General features: G+C 54.8%; 14 protein-coding genes. 2 read left to right on the top strand and 12 right to left on the bottom strand.

The window, feature by feature from the left end; all coding sequences use genetic code 11:
• Positions 1 to 959: 959 nt before the first annotated feature.
• From BHK98_RS10990 to BHK98_RS10980, 3 genes are all read right to left on the bottom strand, one after another.
• A complete protein-coding gene (locus BHK98_RS10990; RefSeq protein ID WP_075714239.1) occupies positions 960 to 1235 on the bottom strand; it encodes a hypothetical protein in 276 nt (91 codons plus the stop codon).
• Positions 1236 to 1552: 317 nt separating this feature from the next.
• The gene (locus BHK98_RS10985; RefSeq protein ID WP_075714237.1) at positions 1553 to 3610 is read right to left on the bottom strand and encodes a YhgE/Pip domain-containing protein; all 2058 of its coding nucleotides are present in this window, start codon (positions 3608 to 3610) and stop codon (positions 1553 to 1555) included.
• Between the two features lie 118 nt (positions 3611 to 3728).
• Positions 3729 to 5858, bottom strand: coding sequence for an efflux RND transporter permease subunit (locus BHK98_RS10980; RefSeq protein ID WP_075714235.1), 2130 nt, complete (start codon positions 5856 to 5858; stop codon positions 3729 to 3731).
• Between the two features lie 387 nt (positions 5859 to 6245).
• Between BHK98_RS10980 and BHK98_RS10970 the strand changes: the two genes are divergently transcribed.
• A complete protein-coding gene (locus tag BHK98_RS10970) occupies positions 6246 to 6854 on the top strand; it encodes a TetR/AcrR family transcriptional regulator (RefSeq protein WP_075714231.1) in 609 nt (202 codons plus the stop codon).
• A 124-nt stretch (positions 6855 to 6978) separates the two neighbouring features.
• Here the strand turns inward: BHK98_RS10970 and whiA are convergent, their stop codons facing one another.
• The 6 genes from whiA to BHK98_RS10940 all read right to left on the bottom strand — a co-directional run bounded on the left by whiA (position 6979) and on the right by BHK98_RS10940 (position 12606).
• Positions 6979 to 7920 (bottom strand): DNA-binding protein WhiA, encoded by a 942-nt coding sequence (gene whiA, locus BHK98_RS10965; protein WP_075714229.1) that lies wholly within the window; start codon positions 7918 to 7920, stop codon positions 6979 to 6981.
• 61 nt (positions 7921 to 7981) lie between these two features.
• Positions 7982 to 8812 carry a 3-keto-5-aminohexanoate cleavage enzyme gene (kce, locus tag BHK98_RS10960; RefSeq protein WP_075714227.1) on the bottom strand — a complete coding sequence of 277 codons (831 nt, stop codon included), beginning with the start codon at positions 8810 to 8812 and terminating at the stop codon, positions 7982 to 7984.
• Between the two features lie 65 nt (positions 8813 to 8877).
• Entirely contained in the window at positions 8878 to 9750 is an 873-nt protein-coding gene (rapZ, locus tag BHK98_RS10955; RefSeq protein ID WP_245796878.1) for an RNase adapter RapZ, read from the bottom strand.
• Between the two features lie 3 nt (positions 9751 to 9753).
• Positions 9754 to 10491, bottom strand: coding sequence for a PHP domain-containing protein (locus BHK98_RS10950; protein ID WP_075715164.1), 738 nt, complete (start codon positions 10489 to 10491; stop codon positions 9754 to 9756).
• Positions 10492 to 10507: 16 nt separating this feature from the next.
• Positions 10508 to 11374, bottom strand: coding sequence for a UDP-N-acetylmuramate dehydrogenase (murB, locus tag BHK98_RS10945; RefSeq protein ID WP_075714225.1), 867 nt, complete (start codon positions 11372 to 11374; stop codon positions 10508 to 10510).
• Positions 11371 to 12606: an AI-2E family transporter gene (locus BHK98_RS10940; protein WP_075714223.1), complete on the bottom strand. Its 1236-nt coding sequence runs from the start codon at positions 12604 to 12606 to the stop codon at positions 11371 to 11373. Before BHK98_RS10940 ends, murB begins: the two co-directional genes overlap by 4 nt.
• Before the next feature lie 156 nt (positions 12607 to 12762).
• Here BHK98_RS10940 and BHK98_RS10935 point away from each other — a divergent pair, with 156 nt between their 5' ends.
• Positions 12763 to 13335 carry a metallophosphoesterase family protein gene (locus BHK98_RS10935; protein ID WP_075714221.1) on the top strand — a complete coding sequence of 191 codons (573 nt, stop codon included), beginning with the start codon at positions 12763 to 12765 and terminating at the stop codon, positions 13333 to 13335.
• On the opposite strand, the gene BHK98_RS10930 is transcribed toward BHK98_RS10935, so the two are convergent.
• Genes BHK98_RS10930 through BHK98_RS10920 form a run of 3 tightly spaced genes read right to left on the bottom strand, consistent with a single transcriptional unit; the run spans position 13317 to position 20277 of the window.
• Complete coding sequence (locus BHK98_RS10930; protein WP_075714219.1) at positions 13317 to 14411, bottom strand: flavodoxin family protein; 1095 nt, start codon at positions 14409 to 14411, stop codon at positions 13317 to 13319. The two genes, BHK98_RS10935 and BHK98_RS10930, sit on opposite strands and share 19 nt — an antisense overlap.
• A gap of 20 nt (positions 14412 to 14431) precedes the next feature.
• Positions 14432 to 15484 (bottom strand): Rossmann-fold NAD(P)-binding domain-containing protein, encoded by a 1053-nt coding sequence (locus BHK98_RS10925; protein ID WP_075714217.1) that lies wholly within the window; start codon positions 15482 to 15484, stop codon positions 14432 to 14434.
• A complete protein-coding gene (locus tag BHK98_RS10920) occupies positions 15481 to 20277 on the bottom strand; it encodes a nicotinate-nicotinamide nucleotide adenylyltransferase (protein ID WP_075714215.1) in 4797 nt (1598 codons plus the stop codon). Before BHK98_RS10920 ends, BHK98_RS10925 begins: the two co-directional genes overlap by 4 nt.
• Positions 20278 to 20293: the final 16 nt, after the last annotated feature.

The raw sequence follows: 20293 nt of genomic DNA, 5'->3' as shown, positions 1-20293 counted from the left end.
AGAACAAATCACCCCATGTGATTTGTTGTTCAGCAACAAATATATGTACATTTTTTCAATTCTGTACGGGAACCGCGAGGCCGGAACAAAAAAAAGAGAACTGCCGGCGTTCAGCAGTTCCCTAATGACAGCCTCAATGTTCCTTGCATTACAATGTGAGGGAAGCTTCTGCGATATTAAAAATCATCTTTGCTGTCAATTTTGTTATTCCTTAAAAGCAGAATGATTCGATAGATATAAATGCACACGATGATGATGCAAACCAACGGCACAAAACGAACAATCATCTGCATAACAAAAAGATAAATATTATATGCCAGCATCCCGACACCTTCCTGTTCTGTAAATCATTCCCTTACTGCTTATAAATTTCACATGACTGCCATCTGTTTAGCGAAGTTTTGAACAAAAAATCTTTTTAAAGTTTTCATAGTTTAATTTCTCCTCTTTCTCAACTATCATCTGCAATGTCCTGTATATTTTCCTGATAAAAACCACGGCCATAACACCTACGAATGACGGCATCAAGACGATTAGTAATGCAACAAAATCTGCTATTCCCGGCGAAAAAGAAAATTCCAAAACACGCCCCCTCCTCACATAACTCAACAAAGATACCTTTTACACAATCCTCATTATTCTGCAAGCAACATTCTCTTATAACAGCAGTCTATCATATCAAAAATATTATTCCAAGAAATTTTTCTTTATTTCTATTTTTTTAATAATTCTATTATCGGGATTGCCGAAGAGGAATTTTTCTACCATGGATCAACATTTGTGTAACCAGATACTTGTTGACTTGTAGACGTTCTACCGCCTTGAACTTCGTTGTTTCCAGCTTACCATTCGCTTTATTTAAAAGTGCAGTTTTCACCTTTCAGAAGACACCGGTGTCTGGCGCACAAAAAAAAGAGAACTGCCGGCGTTCAGCAGTTCCCTTCACAAAGCTTGAATTTTCAGGACTCCTGCGGCGTGCCCATGTAATAGGCTCTGCCCTGATCAGTAACCGCATACCGGGTTCTGATCCGTCCTTCTCTGTCGAAATATTGATCCACCCCCGTCAGGATGCCGGTCTTCTGCAGCGTCTGCATGATGTCCTCGATGTTCCTCGCGTTACACTGTTTTTCCTGATACTCATTCTTCAGACCTCTGCAGACATCGATGGATGTCAGCGGTCTGCCCAGACTGACGGCATACTCTACAATCCGGAATTTAAATGGTAACTGCTGCATAACTACCCTCCTGTTCAAATTCCACGAAACAACGAATATATTCTGCTTCACACTGTTAGTACACCTCTCCTTGTTTATAATATACACCAAACTCTGTTTTTGTACACGTGAATTAAAAAATTTATACAATATTTTAACCTGTCTTTTACACATTGTATTTCTGCGCGGTCTGCGCTGCGTCGGGGAACACAGGGGTAAGGCACAAAGAAATCCTGAATCCGATGCTTTGCGGCCTCTCTCTTTCTTCAGAAGCGAAACTCAACCAAATGAAAAATCCCCGACGTACTGAACGCCGGAGATTTTCCATTTAGTTAGTATTATTTGGGAGAAACTTCATCCATCTTGTAGATGAAGGTTACTGATTTGTAAGTTTTTGTATTGCCGAAGCTGTTGTAGTTCTGCGCAGCCTTCTGGATGGCCTTGGCGTTGTCCACCACGTCCAGCAGATTGCTGGCGCTCAGCTTGTCAATCTCGCTCTTTGCTTTGTTCATAGCACTGTCAACGCTCTTATCCAGAGTCTTCGCGCCTTTCGCCAGCGCTGCCGCACCGGAGGCCAGCTCAGCCTCCTTGCTGCTGAAGGTCACTGTGCCGTTGTACAACTGCATGGAGCCGGACGCCAGCTTGTTCACGCCGCTGACCAACTCTGTGCTTCCGCCCTGCAGAGCGGTGATTCCGCTGTAAACCTTAGAGGATCCGGCAGTCAGTTCCTTGGCCGCGCCGATCAGATTGTCTTCGCCTTCCCCCTTGCCGTCTTTTCCGGCAAGACCGACATTGACCTCCTCAGTACCTTCCTGCAACTGTTTGGTTGCGGATTTCAACGCGGTGATCTTTCCGGAGTAGCCCGCAATCGTCTTATTCGTCTCATCCACAACCCCCTGCGCGCCGCTGACGGCCGCTGCTCCGGCCACCTGCTGCACAGCAGTTTCCACATTGCCTGAAATGCTGCTCGTGACTGTGTCAGCGCTTATCTGTGACGCCGCGCCGTCCAGCGTCGTTGAAACAACACCGCTGAAAACAGCTTTCGCCTGGTCTTCTGTATATCCCGCTGCTTCAAGTGCTTTGACAGCCTTCTGAATGTCCCCATCTGCAAGCACCTTGGACGCTGTCGCGGACTTCGTAGAATCCGAACTGATCGTGGACTTCAGCTTACCTGCAACGCCGGCTCCGATTCCGGAGGACAGCTGCGTCGCCGCTCCGGAATCCTTGGCCGAGGATGCTGCCGCAGTCTGAATTTTCGTCTTCTGCTCCTCGGTCAGCGAAACCTTCGACAGGTTCAGAGCCTGCACCTCAGAATTCAGGACCTTCGCTCCGGCGACCAGCTTCAGTGTGCCGCTGCCGTCGCTGAGATCCGCCTTTTTCGGTGCGGTGCCGTACATCTTCTGCAGTCCTGCAAGCAGAGCCGCGTTGCCGTCCGAGACCTTCTTGGAGCCGGCGGCCAGCTTGCTGATTCCGCCGGTCAGTGCCGGCGTGCCGGACTGGAGCTGTTTTGTTCCGTTCGCCACTCCCTTAGCGCCGTTTCTGATGGTCTTGCTGGCCGCAGAAAGCTTTCCTGCTCCTGAAGCGACCTTGTCCGCGCCGTTCGAAAGCTGGCTCGTTCCATTCGCCAGTTTCTTCGCGGCACTCTTCACCTCGTCCATTTTATCCTTCAGATCCGAAGCGTTGTTGACGTCGGACATATCGATATCCTGGAACATTTCATCAGTGACTACAGAATAAGCATTCTCCACATTATACTTTGTGGTATCGCACTCTATCGTGACGCTCTCCGGAATATCGATGTCCTTCGCACCGGAATCCAGCTCCGACAGATTCAGGCTCAGGCTCTCGCTCAGCCCCGGAAGGGCGTATCCGACCACCGTGTTTCTGGTTCCGTCGTCGATCACCTTGCCGTTATCGACGGACACATTGGAGAAATCATCGTTGTCAAAGATAAATGCCGTCATGACCGCGAACGGCACGTAGACATTATCCCTTTTGATGTTATTCGTATATGTGATGTGAATTTTCACATGGCCGCTTTCCCCCGCAAGGTCGGCAGGAGAGATGGCTTTGCCGTCCAGCGTGTAGGACACCTTCATGGTGACCGGCAACTGCGCGTCGTCATAGCCTTTGTACTTCAGGTTGCCCTCGTCGCTGACCACGCGTTTATACTCATTCCCGTCAGCCTTCTGCATGATGTAAACCGTCTCTTTTCCGTCGTTTCCGCCGGAACTGTCCGTTGTCGAAACCTTGTCCGAGCTGCTCTTGCCGCTCTTTTCCGAGGTCGCGCCAAAGGAGAAACTGTTCAGGCTGAAGAAGCAGACGACTGCGACGATCAGCGTTACCGCCAGTGCGGCGGTGAGCCTGCTTTTCTCTGTGATTCCTTTCCCTTTCATTTTACTTACTCCTCCAATAATACTTACTTTTTATACCTTTGAGTTCCTCTGCGGCGGCGGTTACAAAGAAAACCCGCCGGGCTCCGCGAGGAAACCTCTCCGTACTTGTTCTTTGTGCTCAGGCCCCCTGAGCGGCCTGCTTCTTCTCTTTTTTGTAAATATCTCTCAGCCCGCCGGTCGTCCTGCAGATGAGCTTGTCAAACGCCATGAGCATGGACGGCAGGATGAAGATTACGGTCAGCATACTGATAATCGCGCCCCGGGCCATCAGTCCGCAGAGGACGCTGATGACGCCGATATCGGAATACAGCGATACGCCGAAGGTTGCGGTGAAGAATCCCACCGCGCTGGTGATTACAGACGGCATCGACGTGGAGGAGGCGATCATAATCGCGTCCCGCTTGGCCTTGCCGGCCAGCCGCTCCGTCTTGTACCGGGTGGATGTCAGAATCGCGTAATCGACCGTAGAGCCCAGCTGAATCGTGCTGATGCAGACCGGAACGATGAACGCCAGCTCCAGGCCGGTGAATCCTGAAATTCCCAGGTTCACGTAAATCGCGAACTCGATGACCGCCACCAGAATGAACGGCAGGGTCACGGATCGCAACACGATGAGGATGATCAGGAACACCGCGGCGATGGATATGATGTTCACCACACGGAAATCCTTGGCGGTCAGGTTGATCAGATCCATGGTCGCCGGTCCCTCGCCGATGACCTTGGCTGTGGGATCGTACTTGGCGACCACCTTCTTCAGCGTCTTGATCTGTGTATTACACGCATCCGTCGAGACTTTATAGTTGGAGTTGACCATAATCAGCTGATGGTCCTTGGCAATCATCGCATTGGTAATCTCGTTGGGCAGAATCTCCTTCGGAACGGCGGTGCCGGTGAAGGCGTCCAGTCCCAGTACGTTTTCAACGCCCTTGACATTCTCCATATCCTTGCTCATCGCATAGCCCTTCTCGGATGAGAGATTCGCGTCCGCGATAACCATGTGCGTCGTGCCGATGTGGAAATCCTCCTCCAGCTTGTCATTCGCCTTCAGGAAGGGGGCCTGTTTCTCCGAGAGTCCCTGGCTTCCGTTCAGGATCTTGGCGAAATCATAGACGGTATTGTCATGATTGTAGCCGTAAATCGCCGGGAACAGCAGTATGCAGAAAATCAGGATATATACCCCGTAACGGGCGGTCAGTCCGTGGGCCAGTTTCTCCGTGTTCGGAATCAGTCCGCGGTGCCTCGTCTTTTTCAGCAGTCTGTTGAAAAGCATCATCAGAGACGGCAGAACCGTAACGCTGGCCAGCACGCCGAAGATAACGCCCTTCGCCATTACGATTCCAAGATCCCGGCCCATCGTATAAGTCATGAAGCACAGTGCCAGGAATCCGGCGATGGTGGTGATGGAGCTTCCGGCCACCGAAACCAGCGTATCGTCGATGGCGTTGGCCATAGCCTTCAGATCCTCTTCTCCCTTGTCCAGCCGTTCTTCATAGCTGTGCCAGAGGAAAATGGAATAATCCATTGTAACGCCCAGCTGCAGCACCGCCGCGATAGCCTTTGTTACATAGGATATCTCCCCCATGAAAATGTTCGACCCGAGGTTGTACATGATCGCCATGCCGATGCTTGCCAGGAACAGGAACGGCGCCAGATAGGAATCCAGCAGAAGCATCATCGCGATCAGCGAAAGGATTACCGCGATAAACACATACTTGGCTTCCTCCTGCTCGCACAGAGCCTTCAGATCCTGCACGCAGGCGCTCATGCCGGACACGTAGCACTGCTTGGTGCTGACCTTCCGGATCTCCTTGATGGCGTTCAGCGAGCCCTCGTCCGAGGTGGAGCGGTTAAAGAACACCACGATCATGGAAGCGTCCTCGTTGTCAAAGTTCTCTCTCACCTGTTTCGGATACATACTGCGGGGCACCGACGGATCGATAACGTCCTGCAGATTGACCACTGAATCCACATGCTTGATTGTCTTGTACTTTTTCGCCATACGGCTCACATCGCTCTTGCTCATGTTCTCCGTAACGACGATGGTGAAACCTCCTTTATGGAAGTCCTTCAGCAGAAGATCCTGTCCCTTCATGGTTTCCATGGTATCCGGAAGGTATGTCAGCATGTCGTAATTGATATGCGTGTTGAGATACCCGAACACCGACGGAATCAGAAGCAGCAGGCTCACCACCAGGATCACGATCCTGTACTTTACCACTTTCTTGCCAAATCCACGTCCGAATTTCATTCTGTCCTCCAAATAATACTACAAAGGTCTTCTCCCTCATTTCACAGAACACATTACCACATTATTGACCGTTAGTCAATAATTGTCCATATTCTTTTTTTATACAATATCGCAAATCTGTCGTAGCGCTGTGTTTCCAGCGTATATACGCATCGCATGAGTTTTCTTCGATTAACTTGACCAAAAGTCAATTCGATGTTACTATCATATTAAGAGAAGGCGGCGGAATCCGAAAAAAGCGCCGCGTCGGACGGCAGGCAGACGGCCGGTCACATGTCGTCGACAAAAAACGCAGAACCGAGGCGCACGGCATACAGTCGGCGGATTCCGGCAAAACGCGCTGCATCGCTACAGACGGCCGTCTCATTCGGATAAGGAGAAAATAAGATGGGCAGAGTTGAAGAAAAAAAACAGCAGAAAAAAACGGCGCTGATGAACAGTGCCTATGATCTGTTTACCACGGTGGGCTTTCATAAGACCACCATCATGGCCATTGCTCTCCGCGCCGGAGTTGCCAAAGGAACCTTCTATCTGTGGTTCAGAGACAAGGAGGACATACGCAACGCTCTGATCATCGCGAAGTCTTCGGAGCTTCTGACTGCAGCGCTTGCGGAGCTGGAGCATGCGCCCCGGGAGATGTCCCCCCTCGACAAATTAATCTACATCGTGGATTATGTGATCACCTGTCTGTCCCGTGATATCGCCCTGCTGCGTTTCATCGCCAAGAACCTGTCCTGGGGGCTCTTCACCCGTTCGAATCTTTATCAGCCGGCGGGCGAGAACAGCGCGCCGCTGAGCTTCCGGGACTTCATCCGGCAGCTGCTGGAGGAGGACAATGTACAGCCCACCAGAGAGATGGAGCTCGCCATTTTCACCACCATAGAGCTGGTCGGCTCCACCTGCTACAGCGTGATCCTCAACGGTGAGCCTGTAACCCTGAGCGAATACAAGCCCTACCTTTTCCGCTGCATCCGCAGACTTTTCGACCCGGAGTAGCGCCGGGCAGTAAGCCCGGGCCGGCCGCCACCGGCCATTTGCACGGTGCGAACACGAGGCGCCGTCACCGGCCGTTTGCACGGTGCGAGTCCGGCCGCAGAAACCGCCGGGCCGGCACGCCGGCCTACAGCTTTGCGGCGAAATCGAGAATCCTCTTCATCCGGTTATTCACGCCGGATTTTTTCAGCGGCGGGCTCATCATTTCCCCCAGCTGGGTCAGACTCGCTTCCGGATTATACTGCCGCAGAAGCGCCAGTTCCCGCAGCTTGGGGGGCAGCGCGTCCAGACCGCCGGTTCTCTCGATACGGCGGATCGCTTCAAGCTGCCGCTGAGAGGCGTCCAGCGTCCGGTCCGTATTGGCCGTGTCGCAGTTCGTCATCCGCACCGCCTGATTCACCAGCTCCTTTTTTATCTTCACATCCTCATATTCCAGAACCTTGGAATGAGCGCCCATAATCGCCAACGTGTCGCTGATGTACTGCGAGTTTTTCATGTAGACCACATACCGGTCCTTTCTCTGCGTGATTTTGGCGGACAGATCGTCAAAGGTGTTAATCAGCCGCCGCAAATCCCTGGCGAGATTTTCACTGCCGCAGACAAACTCCAGATGGTAGCCCTTCTCCGGAGAATTCACGCTTCCGGTTCCCAGGAAGATCCCCCTCAGGTACGCCTTCCGGCAGCACCGGGTCTTCACGATTCCGTCATAGATCCCGTCACTGATATAGTTGTTCCCTTCGCGGACCAGCAGGATTCCGGTTTCGCGGAGAATCGATTCACTGCGCATCTCAGGATCGATCGTCAGCATATAGGTGTGTCCCTTTTTCAGCGCCGCGGCTTCACCGATCAGCAACTCCGCCTCAATACGGAAATACTCCTGAAGCATTTTTTTATAGTGCCGGGCTACTGCCGGGCTGTCAGTGGTGACGACAATCTGAAATTTCCCGCCGCCCGTCAGCCGGATACTGCCGGACACGCGGAGAAATCCCGCGATTTCCGCCAGCTGGCAGCACTTGCGCTCCGGCTCTATACGCGCCAGCTCATTCTTTGTTTCCGATGAAAACGACATTTCCTGCTCTCCTGAAAAAAAAATCGGGCAGCCGAACCGGCTGCCCTCGTGTCTGCTATGATTATTTCAGCGGCGGCAGGCTCAGGATCTCCCTTGCCTCTGCCGGCGTCGCGATAGGTCTTCCCAGAAGCTTCGCGATTTCCACAGCCTTGGCGACCATCTCGCCGTTGCTCTTGGCCAGAACGCCCTTCTCCAGGTACAGATTGTCCTCGAATCCGACTCTGACGTGTCCGCCCATGGCGATGGTCCCCGCCGCGATATCCCACGCGGTCTTGCCGATTCCGGTCGCAGTCCAGGTGGATCCTGCCGGAATGGCATTCTTCATGATCACCAGATCCTCAATGGTCGCGTTCATCTGCACGCCCAGCACGAAGTCCCAGTGCAGCGGGTGAACCAGAAGTCCCTTGCGGTCCGCAACCTTCATCGCCAGGTCGATCATGCCCTTGTCGAACACCTCCAGTTCCGGCTTGATCCCTCTCTCCTTCAGGATCTTCGCGAAGTTTTCAATCGTGGTGTTGGTGTTGACGAAGATATCGTCTCCGCCGAAGTTGCATGTGCCGCAGTCCAGCGTCGCCATCTCGGGCGTCGGCGTGATCTCAGTGGATTCCAGTCTCTCCAGGTCGGTCATGCCTACCGCTCCGCCGGTGGACGGCTGAATGATAGCGTCCGGACATTCCTTGCGGATCGCGTCCACGCAGACCTGGAAACGCTCCTTGCTCTGCGTCGGAGTTCCGTCATCCTCTCTGACGTGAAGATGAATCAGCGCAGCGCCGGCATCATAAGCCGACTTGGCCTCTCTGACGATCTCCTCCACCGTATAAGGCACGTTCGGATTCTGTTCCTTCGTAACTTCCGCGCCGCAGATACAGGCACTGATGATTAACTTTTCCATAACTGATTACTCCTTTAACAATAAAATATGATTTGGTTGATTGGTTCTACACACATATTCTATCACTAAAGCTCCCGGTGTTCAAGTGTAACACGATAACCTTCCTCACGGAAGATTCTCGCCATCTCGTTGGCGAGCGTCACCGAGCGGTGCTGCCCTCCGGTGCATCCGAAGGCGATATTCAGATGATTCTTCCCCTCCTTCACGTAGCAGGGAACGATGGTATCGATCATCACGGTGAGCTGCTCGATGAATTTCTGAGCGATCTCGTGGCGCAGCACGTAACGCTGCACTTTTTTGTTGTTGCCGGTGAGATGCTTCAGGCTCTCCACATAATAGGGATTCGGGATGAACCGCACGTCGAACACCATGTCGGTCTCCTGGGGGATGCCGTATTTAAAGCCGAAGGAGATCACGTTAATCGCAAAGGCACTGCTGAGGTCGCCGTCGGGATTGTAGAGTTTGCTCATCTCCAGATTGAACTGCGCGACCTTCAGGTTGGTGGTGTCCAGGACATGATTGGCCCTTGCCCGGAGATCCGCCAGCATGCTCCGCTCCTTTTCAATCACTTCCTTGCTTGTCCTTCCCGTGGACAAAGGATGATTCCGCCGTGTCTCGTTGTACCGCCGGATCAGCGTGGAGTCCGAGGCCTCGATGAACAGAATGCTGAATTCGATGTCCTCCCGCATCCTGAGATAGTCGATGGTTTCATTCAGTCCGCTGAAGAATTCATCGCTGCGGATGTCTACAACAAAGGCCGCCTTCGTCATCCGGATTGTCCGGAACATGGCGAGATCCAGAAAGCTCTTGATCAGCGCCGGAGGCATATTGTCAATACAGTAGTATCCGTGATCCTCAAACCAGTCCGCAGCGTGGGTCTTTCCCGCGCCGGAAAGTCCGGATATGATGACTACCTTCATTTTCTCTTCTTTACTCATGAGCTATCTCTCCTCTATGTTCACGATCCGTTCCGTCGGGAGTCCCGCCTCGAAGGCTCTCGCCAGTCCGCCCTCAAAGCTTCCGACCCGGTCCGGCGTATGGGCGTCGCTGCTGATGACGAATTTCACGTCCTCCTTCATCGCGATCCGGATCTCCTCAACCGTCAGATGGCTGTGCCAGGTGCTGATCTCCATCCAGGTGTCCGTCTCCGCACAGGCCCGCGCCAGCGCGGCCATATCGACCCTTCCTTTGTCCCCCGGGTGTGTCAGCATCCTGAGATTGTTGCTGCGGACCGCCGCGATGTTCATGGCGGTATTGGCCCGCGTAAGAGCCCGCCGCGTTCCCGGGAGCCGGATCCCGCGGCTGTCCATCCAGTTTCCCAGCATGTGCGCATGAAGTGTGCCGAAATGATATCCCGCGAGAACAAAGTCATACCGGCTGAACTCCTCCGGCTGCACGTCCAGGCAGTTTCCGTGATTCTGTATCACATTCGCCTCGACGCTGAGAAAGATGCGGATCTGAGGATATTTCTCCTGCAGGCGCCGGATCTCCTCCCGCATCTCCGGAAGCTTATTCCGGTCCTCGCCGTAGAACAGGTGACCCGGACCGTGATCGGAAATCGCAACGGCGTCCAGTCCCTTCTCCACTGCCGCCCGCACATTTTCCTCCATGGTACCCTTCCCGTGCGGCCGGAAGGTTCCGGGCGAGTACACAGTATGGGTATGAAAATCAAAAGTCATTCTGTATCTGCTGAAATCAGTCTCCAATGATGCGAACCTCCGGTTCCAGTGTGACGCCGAACTTATCCTTTACCGTGTTCTGCACCAGGTGCATCAGACGGATGATGTCGTCAGCCGTGGCGTCTCCTTTGTTGATGATGAATCCGCAGTGCTGCTCGGAAATCTGCGCTCCGCCCACTGACAGTCCCTTGAGCCCCGCATCCTGAATCAGTTTTCCGGCGAAATAGCCCTCCGGCCGCTTGAAGAAGCTTCCGGCACTGGGATACTGCACCGGCTGCTTTGCGTTCCGCCTGCGGGTAAGCTCGTTCATCTCTGCCGCGATGGCGTCGTGATCACCCGGCTTCAGTTCCAGCGTCACCGAAAGGATGATATCCCCGGAGGTCTGAAAAATACTGCGGCGATAGGACAGCTCCATCTCTGAAACGGCGACGGTGTCAATCTGTCCCGTTTCGACGCGCAGAACCTGCGCCTCCGTCACCACATCCTTCATTTCTCCGCCGTAGGCGCCGGCGTCCATGAACAGCGCTCCGCCGATGCTTCCCGGAATCCCGCTGGCGAACTCGAATCCTGTCAGATCCGCCGCGAGGGCCGCCTTCGCCGCCGCGGAAACCGGCACGTCGGCGCCACAGACCACGGAGGTCCCGTGAACAGCGACACTGCGGAAGTCTCCGCCGAGGCGGATCACGGTTCCTTTGTACCCCCCGTCCGTGAACAGCGTGTTCGAGCCGTTTCCGAGCATGACGCAGGGCTTCTGCTCCCTTTTCAGAGCCAGAACCGTCTCCGCGAGCTCCTCAGCTGTATCGCAGATCACAAGCTCCGCGGCTCTCCCCCCGGCCCGGAACGTCGTATATTCTCTCATATCAACATCATAAAGCTTTCTCATAAAATATCCCTTCGATCGATGTCATATTTATTAAATTCCTGATAATCCTTTGTTTCCGCAGCGAGCCCCTTCCGTCTCAGCCGTTTTTCCGTATAGCGCTTGAAATAGTGATAAATGATGGCGAACACCGGAACGCCCAGAATCATCCCCAGGAATCCGAACAGCCCGCCGCCCAGAATGATGGCGAACATGACCCAGAAGCTGGACAGCCCCGTGGTTCCGCCCAGAATTTTCGGTCCCAGAATGTTTCCGTCGAACTGCTGCAGCGCGAAGATCATAATCAGAAATTCCCCGGCCTTGATCGGATCGATGACGCAGATGATGATGGCCGACGGAATCGCACCGATAAACGGACCGAAGAACGGAATGATGTTCGTCACTCCCACGATGGTGGAGCACAGCGCCACATAAGGCAGCCCCAGAATCTCCATCAGCACGAAGCAGATAATCCCGATAATCAGTGAATCGATGATCTTGCCGTTGATGAATCCGCCGAAGGTTCTGTTGGTAAAGTTGCCGAATTCAAAGATTTCCTCCGCTCTGTCCCGCCGGAACGCCGCGTAGATGATTTTGCAGGCCTCCGCCTTGAATTTTTCTTTGCTGTTCAGGAAGTATACGGCGACGATGATTCCGATCAGGATGTTCAGGAATGTCTTGATTGTCATATACAGTCCCTGGGAAATCATTTCCACGTATCCGCCCACGTTCGGCATAACTCTCTTCTGGATGAATTTCATCAGATATTCAGAAGCATGGTTCACCGTATTGGTCAGGGAATCCGACAGCGCTTCATATCGGCTTCCCGCCAGCAGCTTCGTCACCCACTGGCTGAAATCCTGAACCCGATCCGGCATCACCGTCACCAGCGCCACGATGCTCTTCACAATCTGAGGAACCAGAAGCGCCGCCACCGCCGCGAACACGGCGATCAGAACGGCCAGCGCCGCAGTGGTTCCCATGACCTTCGCGAAGATGAAGGCTTTTCTTTTGTTTTTGCATCGGTTCTCCAGCCTGTGGTAGGTTCTTCTGGTGACCAGATTGAATACCGGGCACAAAAGATACGCCATGACAAGGCCGTAAATGAACGGCTTCAGAATATTGACCAGCGTGCCGATGGCCGATGAGATGTGGGACATATTCTGCAGTATAAAGTAAAACAGAATGATCGCCACCGCCGTCAGGAACAGCGTCGCCCCAAGCTTCAGATTTTTTTCGTCGAAGCGCTCTTTCAATTTGCTACCTCTCTTCAATATTATGTATTCACGGTTATTCTACCACAAAAAAACAGTCTTTGCCACAGTCCTTCCGGCCCCGCAGTGACTTTTTATATCCCTCTATGACTTTTCACGTTTTTGTGATACAATGAGAAACCGGAAAAGGAGCAGACTATGAATTTTTTTGTAATAAGCGATACACACGGACATCTGGAAAGGGTCTACGACATGTTTGACCGCCTGTCTGAAATGACCACCGACGGAAAGCCGATCGATATGATTCTCCACTGCGGAGATCACCTTCGGGACGGAGAAATCATCGGAGAGCGGCTGGCCGTGCCGGCGGTTTCCGTCGCCGGGAACTGCGACGGCTGCCGGAAGCGGGATTTCCGGGTCGTTCCGTCTCCCGCCGGAAATATTCTGATTACGCACGGGCATATGGAAGGAGTCGATTACGACATGTCCGCTCTTCGCTATCTGGCGCAGGAAAACGGCTGCCGAGCCGCGTGCTGCGGGCATACTCACGTTCCGGTATTCGAGGATATCGGCGGCGTTCTGATGGTTAATCCGGGAAGCCTGACCTTTCCCCGGGACGGAACCACCGGCTCCTGCGCCCTGCTGAACGCCACGGAGAACGGGTTCGACGGCGGCATTTACTATTACGAAAACCTTTTCGGCGAAAAGGACAGAAAAAAATCCCGGGGAGGGTTCCTCCGGGGGATGATTAATTACAGCGACAGATTCTGATCTGCCGCTTTTTCTTTTCCGCAGATTCTGGCCGCCATCTCCGCCGCGCGCTTCTGGATGCGCAGTCTCTCCAGAATGCTTCCGGGATCGTTGGCAGTCTCCACCAGCGCGAAGTTGCCGGGCAGAATAAAGCTTTTGTTGAAGCACATCGCGCCGATAATCTGTTCCGCCACGATGTCGCCGCCGCTGTATCCGGAAACGACCAGCGCATACACCTTTTTCCCGGAAAAGTCGTTGGTGCGGAACAGTGCCGTCAGCCGGTTGATAAAGGCGGTGATGTTGGCGCTGACCGCATCGTTGTAGTTGGGGCAGATCATGACCAGAGTGTCGCAGCGCAGGATGGCGGGATACACCTGCTCCACCATGACGCCGCCGTACAGGCAGTCCCCCTGCTCGCCGAAGTGGACACAGGTCTCGTAGCTGCATCCGCTGCAGTCCACCACGGTTCCGTTGCGCAGAGAGATTTCCGTGATATTGCAGCGGCCTCCGATGCCCTGCCGGATCATTTCCCACAGAAGAAGGGAATTGGAGGTGGTGCTGTTGCTGGCGTGTACCGCCAGAACCTCCGGCCGCGGAACGAACGGCATCCGGAAGGACAGAAGCTTATGCACCAGATTTTCCACACTGCGGGCGTAGGCTTCATAGTGCCCCACCTGACTGATTTTACTTATCACGTTGAAATTATACATGTCTCCGGTGGCTTCCACCAGCGCTTTGCCGGGAAACGCCGCGCCGGCCCTGTTCGCAGAGAACACCACCTGCCGCGCCAGATTCTTGGTATACAGTTCGCCCTTTCCGTCGATCAGGATACCCGCCGTCGTCCCCCGCAGACTGTCCCGGTTCTCATTCAGCCAGCCGATCAGTCTCTGCGCGTCCAGACATACGCCGCAATGCGGAAGACATACGGCGATGAGCAGGGGACCGCCGTGCCAGCGCTTCTTCTCAAGCGCTCCGGTAAACGCCTCGCATCCGCGAAATTCCTCCGCGGGGATTTCCCGCAGGGCGCGGTTCAGCACATAATCGATGCGCCGCGTGTTTCCGCCTTCCTCCCATCCGATCTTCAGAACCGTCAACATCTCTTCGCCTCATTTCTTTCCTATTCCAGTTCCCGCAGGTGCATATACGCGCTGCGGATCCGTTCATACAGAACATCCTCTACCGCAAGATCCTCGAACTCATTTCCGCGGCCGGTCAGCCGGTTGCGAATTCCGAGGAACGCGCCGTCTCCGTCTCTGTTCCCGAACCAGAGAGAGCTGTAATGCCACTGTCCCCGCAGCGTCAGCAGAATTGAAATCGCCGCCGAGGAGAGAGCCGGCGCAATGTACGGTTTATATCCCATCCGCCGCACAATCTGATTCGCGTTCACCGTCAGATCGGTCAGCTCCCGGGACAGCCCGTCGTCATAGTGTTCGATGCTGTTCGCGATGACCAGATCCTGTCCGTGGGGACCAAAGGCCCGTCCCTCTGTCAGATAGGCGGAAAAGCGGTCGTCCCGCTCCGCGTAGTACGCCGCCCGGGCGTTCATCACGCCGAGGCCGTAGCCGCGGAACTGCCGGGCGTCCAGGCCTGAGCTCCGTACAAAGACCTTCGCGAGGGGATCCACAGGATCCGACACCACCGCTACGAGCCCTGAAAAATCCACTTCTCCGGCCATTGCTCCGTAATGCCGTACCAGAGTGCGGTTCGCCTCAAGCTGCGCCATCCGCACATCGCCCTCCGCGCCGATCGCCGGAACTCCCCTGCTGGCACAGAAGACCAGAACGTCACAGTCACAGACCCGCTCCTGAGGAACGACCCGGACCGGCGGGAGCGTGGGGTATGCAGCAGCCCCTGATTCAGCATGCTCCTCAGACGCCCGGATTCCTTCCGCGGTCTCCTCCGCGGTGCGGGCTTCCTCCGGCCCCGGATACCGGATCTGATTCATTTCCATCTCCAGACGGGCCAGATTGGCTTCATTCAGATCGCAGATTCCGATGCTCTCCAGCACATCTCCGCCCAGCAGACGAAGCCCGATGAGCATGGTGGTTCCCACATCGCCGAGGGCGATGATATTCAGCCGCAGCTTTTTCTTTCCTCTCCGGGGATCCAGACCGGAAACCGCGCCGGCGTCCAGTCCCTGCTCCCCCAGAATCTCGCTTATTTTTCTCATGCCTTTTTCTTCCCCCATTTCAGCCGGATCAGCCGGGCGATCGCGTTATCGATAAAGGCGGTCGGCGCCAGGTTTCCGTCCAGTTCGATTCCGGTTCCCATCTCCGGGATTCGCGGATAGGTGATCACCTCGCCGATTCTCTTCAGCGTCAGCTTCCGTTCATAAATTGACTGATATTCCTTTTCAATGACCTGCCAGATATTCCGGGCGTTTTCCAGACACGTCATGGAATACCTGAAAATTTCGCTGACATTTCCGTCCGCGATAAACACCGGCGTGGTATAAGGCATGATCAGATTGATTGAACCGCTCCTGAGCCCGTCCTTGTCGTTCGCCGGCGTCAGACTGTCCCCGCCGATAAAGGGATAGCAGTCCCGCTCATTCAGCCAGATCTTCAGCGTCGGCAGGAAATATGCGCTCTCCACCTCGCGTCCCCGCACCTCCATGGCGTCTCTTGCGTTTCCGGTCATGACTCCCACCACGATCTTCCGGACGTCCACCTCATTCTTCTTCAGAATCGGGTCAATGATGTTCATCCGGTATCCTTTGTGCAGGAGATCATCGATGAGAATCACCGGCCGGTCAAAGGACCGGATGGCTCTCGCCTGAGAATCCAGCGGCGAGTAATATCGGGACTCCCGGATCGTGAAGCCGTCCAGATCCGAGTTGAAATACTTTTCCGTGTGCAGCACCTTGGTCACAGTGTTCGGCACAAGCACGTCAGCCAGCGCCTTTCCGAAGGGTACGGTCATATACGGTCCCCGCAGCCCGCTCTTGTCGTGCACCGGAGGGACTCCGTTAATCTCCGCCACCCTCCGGATGATTTTGTTGTGCACCGCGCTGGTGTTAAAGGAAAGCACCAGCTGCCCCGGATGAATCTCCGTCATCACCCTCAGCAGATTTCCGTGGGCCTCGTCAATCGCCCGGAGCACGGCAGACCGCTTGTTCAGAGGGTTCTTGATCATCGTCTCCACATCCCGGAAAATCACGATGGGGGAACGCATGTCCACCGCATAGACAGGCTTTCCGCCGCGTCCCTCCGCGATGTTCACAAACCCCTGCTTCTTCAGAGCGTCGATGATTCTCGGGTTCATCCCGGCGGCGTCCACAGGATGATATACCGCATAGGCAAAATCCCGGGAGATCAGCTCCGTCAGAATTTCCGTCAGCACAATCTGGCTGATGTTGGAGATGCTCCGGCTCTTTTTTGTGTACAAAAACCCGATCGCTGCGATGCCGCCCGCCGCGGCCTCCCGGATATGCGAGGCGATCTTCAGGTCGCCGAATTCCCTCAGCAGCTGATTGGTTTCCAGCCGGTGAGCCGCCGCATACGCGACACACCGCCTGCTGCGGCCCGCGGATTCGATATAAAGCCCCCGGGTCTCCTCCCGTTCCAGATATTCCGCGATTTTCCCGAAGTCATATCCCATTCCCTCCAGATCTCTGCGGATCGGCTCAAGCGTCTCCGGAGACTGGCGGTTATATGAGCTGATGCTGATTTCTCTGGCCTGCAGCACGTGCTTGTACGCAGGCTCCCGCAGATACAGGCTTCTCTCATAGATATAGTTCTGCGCCACCGGATCGATGAGATTGGAAATATCCCGGTTAAGGTCAATATTCTCGCGAATCCTGGTGGAGCTGATGTCCTCGTAATACTTTTTCAGGGTCAGCGTGATCACCTTTCCGGTAATCGGATAGATCCTGGCGTCCTGCGGTCCGCGTTCCTGCTCCTTGGATTCTCTGGCGAAGACGATATGATTCATCCCGTGGATGGAATCCTCCGCCGGCGTCTTCCTGTAGCAGGAGGCGTGGCGGACCACGTCGGATCCCACCGCGATGTAAAGCTCCCGTCCCTCAAAGGCCTGCTTCAGTCTCCGCACATCGTCATTGTTCGCGATGTTCACGGAAAAATCGTCCGGGAACGGATAGATCCCCTCTTCATCCGCCACCGACATATTCATGATCTTGCGGCGCTGGAGCCGCGGCTGCGTGTTCTTGGACCAGGAAAACTCATCCAGCGCCAGGTACACATCGAACCCCATATCACGAATAGTTCTGGCCACCGCCTTGTGTCCCAGACTGAACGGGTCGAAGGTGCCGGGATAAAACGCGACCTTCCGCCGGGCCGGGAAGCGGAATCCCCCCCTCTGCGCCCGGTGCTCGCAGATGTACCGGTAGAGGCTGTTCAGCACAGCTGCGTTGTTATAGAATTCCAGAGCGTCCTCGGTTTTCTCATGCAGCAGCGCCAGGAGTTTTTTGTGGCAGTGCAGAAACAGCTCGTCCTTCTCGTCGAGAGACATCTCCGTGCTCCCGAAGAGGTATTTCCCCATGACCCAGAAGGCCTCGCGGCTCGCCAGCTTATCGTAGTTGGCGTACCCTCTTATCAGCATGTACAGCAGACGGATGCGCCGCCGGTTCCAGTCCTTCTCCGGCTCGCGGAAGCGGGCTCTGTATTCCCTGTAGTTCTCCAGAATCACTCCGATGGTGTTGATGGTCGCAGAGATCAGCTTGTCGTTCCCCGTTCCGACGACGCGTTCCAGCGTGTTGATGAACTCATCCAGTTCCTGAGGCGGCAGGCGGAGCACCACATTTCCCAGATAATCCGGAATATACTTGGAAAACTGATAGTCGCCGATTTCCAGTCCGTTGAACAGCTCCACCGAAAGCTCATTCCGCTGCTCCGGGCTCATCCGATCCACAATCGTGAGCAGCCCGCGCCCTGCGGTCCTCCGCACCGTCACCGTCTCACTGACCTTAATCAGGTTGGAGAGATGCGTCGCCACATGGAGAATTTCGCCTTTGTTCTCCGGCCGTATCACGTAATCGATCATCATCTCGATGTTGGCCACCTTGACAACCCAGGGCGTTCCGGCCTTCAGGTCATCCAGGAACATATTGCTCATGCGCTCCGTGAAGGACTGCTCCTCGGTGATCCCGACGACTCTTTTCAGATGCTCCACATGCTCCCGGCCCACACCCCGTCCGTGCAGCGCGCTGTCCGCATGAACCGCGGCGACAGCCAGCTTCTCCGTTCCACTCTCGCCGGCACTGCGGATGAACTCGTCCAGAATCGCGATTTCCTGCCGGGAGCACTCCTCCTCCCTCAGCTCCATAACGGTTTTCAGCAGGATCATGGTGATTTCCTCATCATAATCCGTTCTCCGGTAATAGCCGATCAGGATGTTCATGTAGTTGTACAGGCAGCTGGGCTTGCAGAAGCGGAGCACCGAGGCCGCGAAGCTGTTCAGGCTGTTGCGGATCCACTTCTTATGCTGATCCGTCAGCTTATAGTCAGGCTCGATGATCTTTTCGAGATACTCCGCGAACAAAGTGAGGTTCGTCACGGCCTTGTCTGGGAGGGATTCACCCTCCGGCAGTTCTTTTTTGTATTCCTCGTTGAATGTTCCTACAATCTGTCCCAGAAGCTCCGCCGCCTGGCTCCGGATATCACCCTCCTTATGAGCCAGCAGCTCGTACAGAAAACGGATGGTCATCAGCTTCTGACGCTCGGTCATGTAGGTGGAGTATTCTCCGAGAATGCTCACGTAGGTCCGGATGTTCTTCCAGTTCTGTTCGCTGCGGGCCGCCTCAATCAGGTTTCCGAATTCAGCGTCCACATGAAAACGGCTCATCAGACGGATGTTGTGGTCGATGGCCTTGTACCGGAGCTGCTCGATAACCTCTTCGCCCTCCAGCAGCACCATCTCCTGTTTCCGGGGTTTCCCGCAGTGAGCAGGATAGCGGGACGGGATCTCCGGCAGGACAACGTCCACTCCCCGTTCCTTCATATAGTCCTCGAAGTCCGCCAGCTTGTCGTACACCCTCTGATACCGCTGTTTCTTTGTCTCGTCCACATTATCCAGCTTGTTCAGGATCACATCGAAGGCGTCCGCCAGCGTATAGAAACAGACACGCTCCCTGCCGTTCCCGTCCCGGCAGCTCTTTACCCGGAAATCCGCATAAATCAGGATCAGGGATTCCGCGGACAGATTCTCCAGCTCCAGATCCCAGGTTGAATGATTGGCTGCGATATGGCCGATGGTCGGCATTCCGAACCGGTCGTAGCACCGGTCCGTGTAATAGTAGTGGAGATACGGGATGCGCCGTTCCTCGCTTTTGCGGCAGCCGTATTTTCCGATATCGTGCCCCGCCGCCGCGCCGGATACGATGCCCAGATCCACAGGGGCTCCGGCCTCCGCAAGCTGGCGGGCCACATGCATTGCGACATAGTGCACGCCGCCGATGTGACCCAGGGTGTTGAACGGCGTGATGTCCGTGCCGATACGCATGAACTCGTAAAAATAGCGATGCTTCACCAGATGATGAAGCTTGATGTATTCCCGCGTATAGCCGCCCTCTTCAATTTCGTCGTCTGTCAGAAACACCATGCTGCGGGTCGGATCAAAGGGAAGATTCTCCTCCTCATAGGCGTACAGACCCCTCAGAATCTGGAGGAGCAGCACGCTCCCCTCCTCATAAACCATCCGGCGCTCCGGCTCCGGCATCGTCTCGAAAAGCTGGTGGAGGATATCCCTGAAGCACCAGGACAGCCATCCCTCGGGAGGCTCCTCGTTCAGCGTGCCGAAATATTCCGCGGCGACCTTCACCACCTCCCGGGAGTCAAACCGCGGGTTCTTCAGCAGAAGATCCGACAGCTCCTGCGCCATCTCCCACAGACCTGCCGACGCGATTTTTCTTTCCATCTCCCTGCGGGTCATCCCTGTCTCCTTCAGAAACGCCCGATCCAGCAAGGCTTTGTTCAATGCTCTGTAAATCAGAGATTCTCTTCTCATCGATTTCCTCCGGCCT

It is taken from the genome of Hornefia porci (genome assembly GCF_001940235.1).
GTDB lineage: Bacteria > Bacillota > Clostridia > Peptostreptococcales > Anaerovoracaceae > Aminicella > Aminicella porci.
This window is presented reverse-complemented; position numbering and strand designations above follow the sequence as displayed.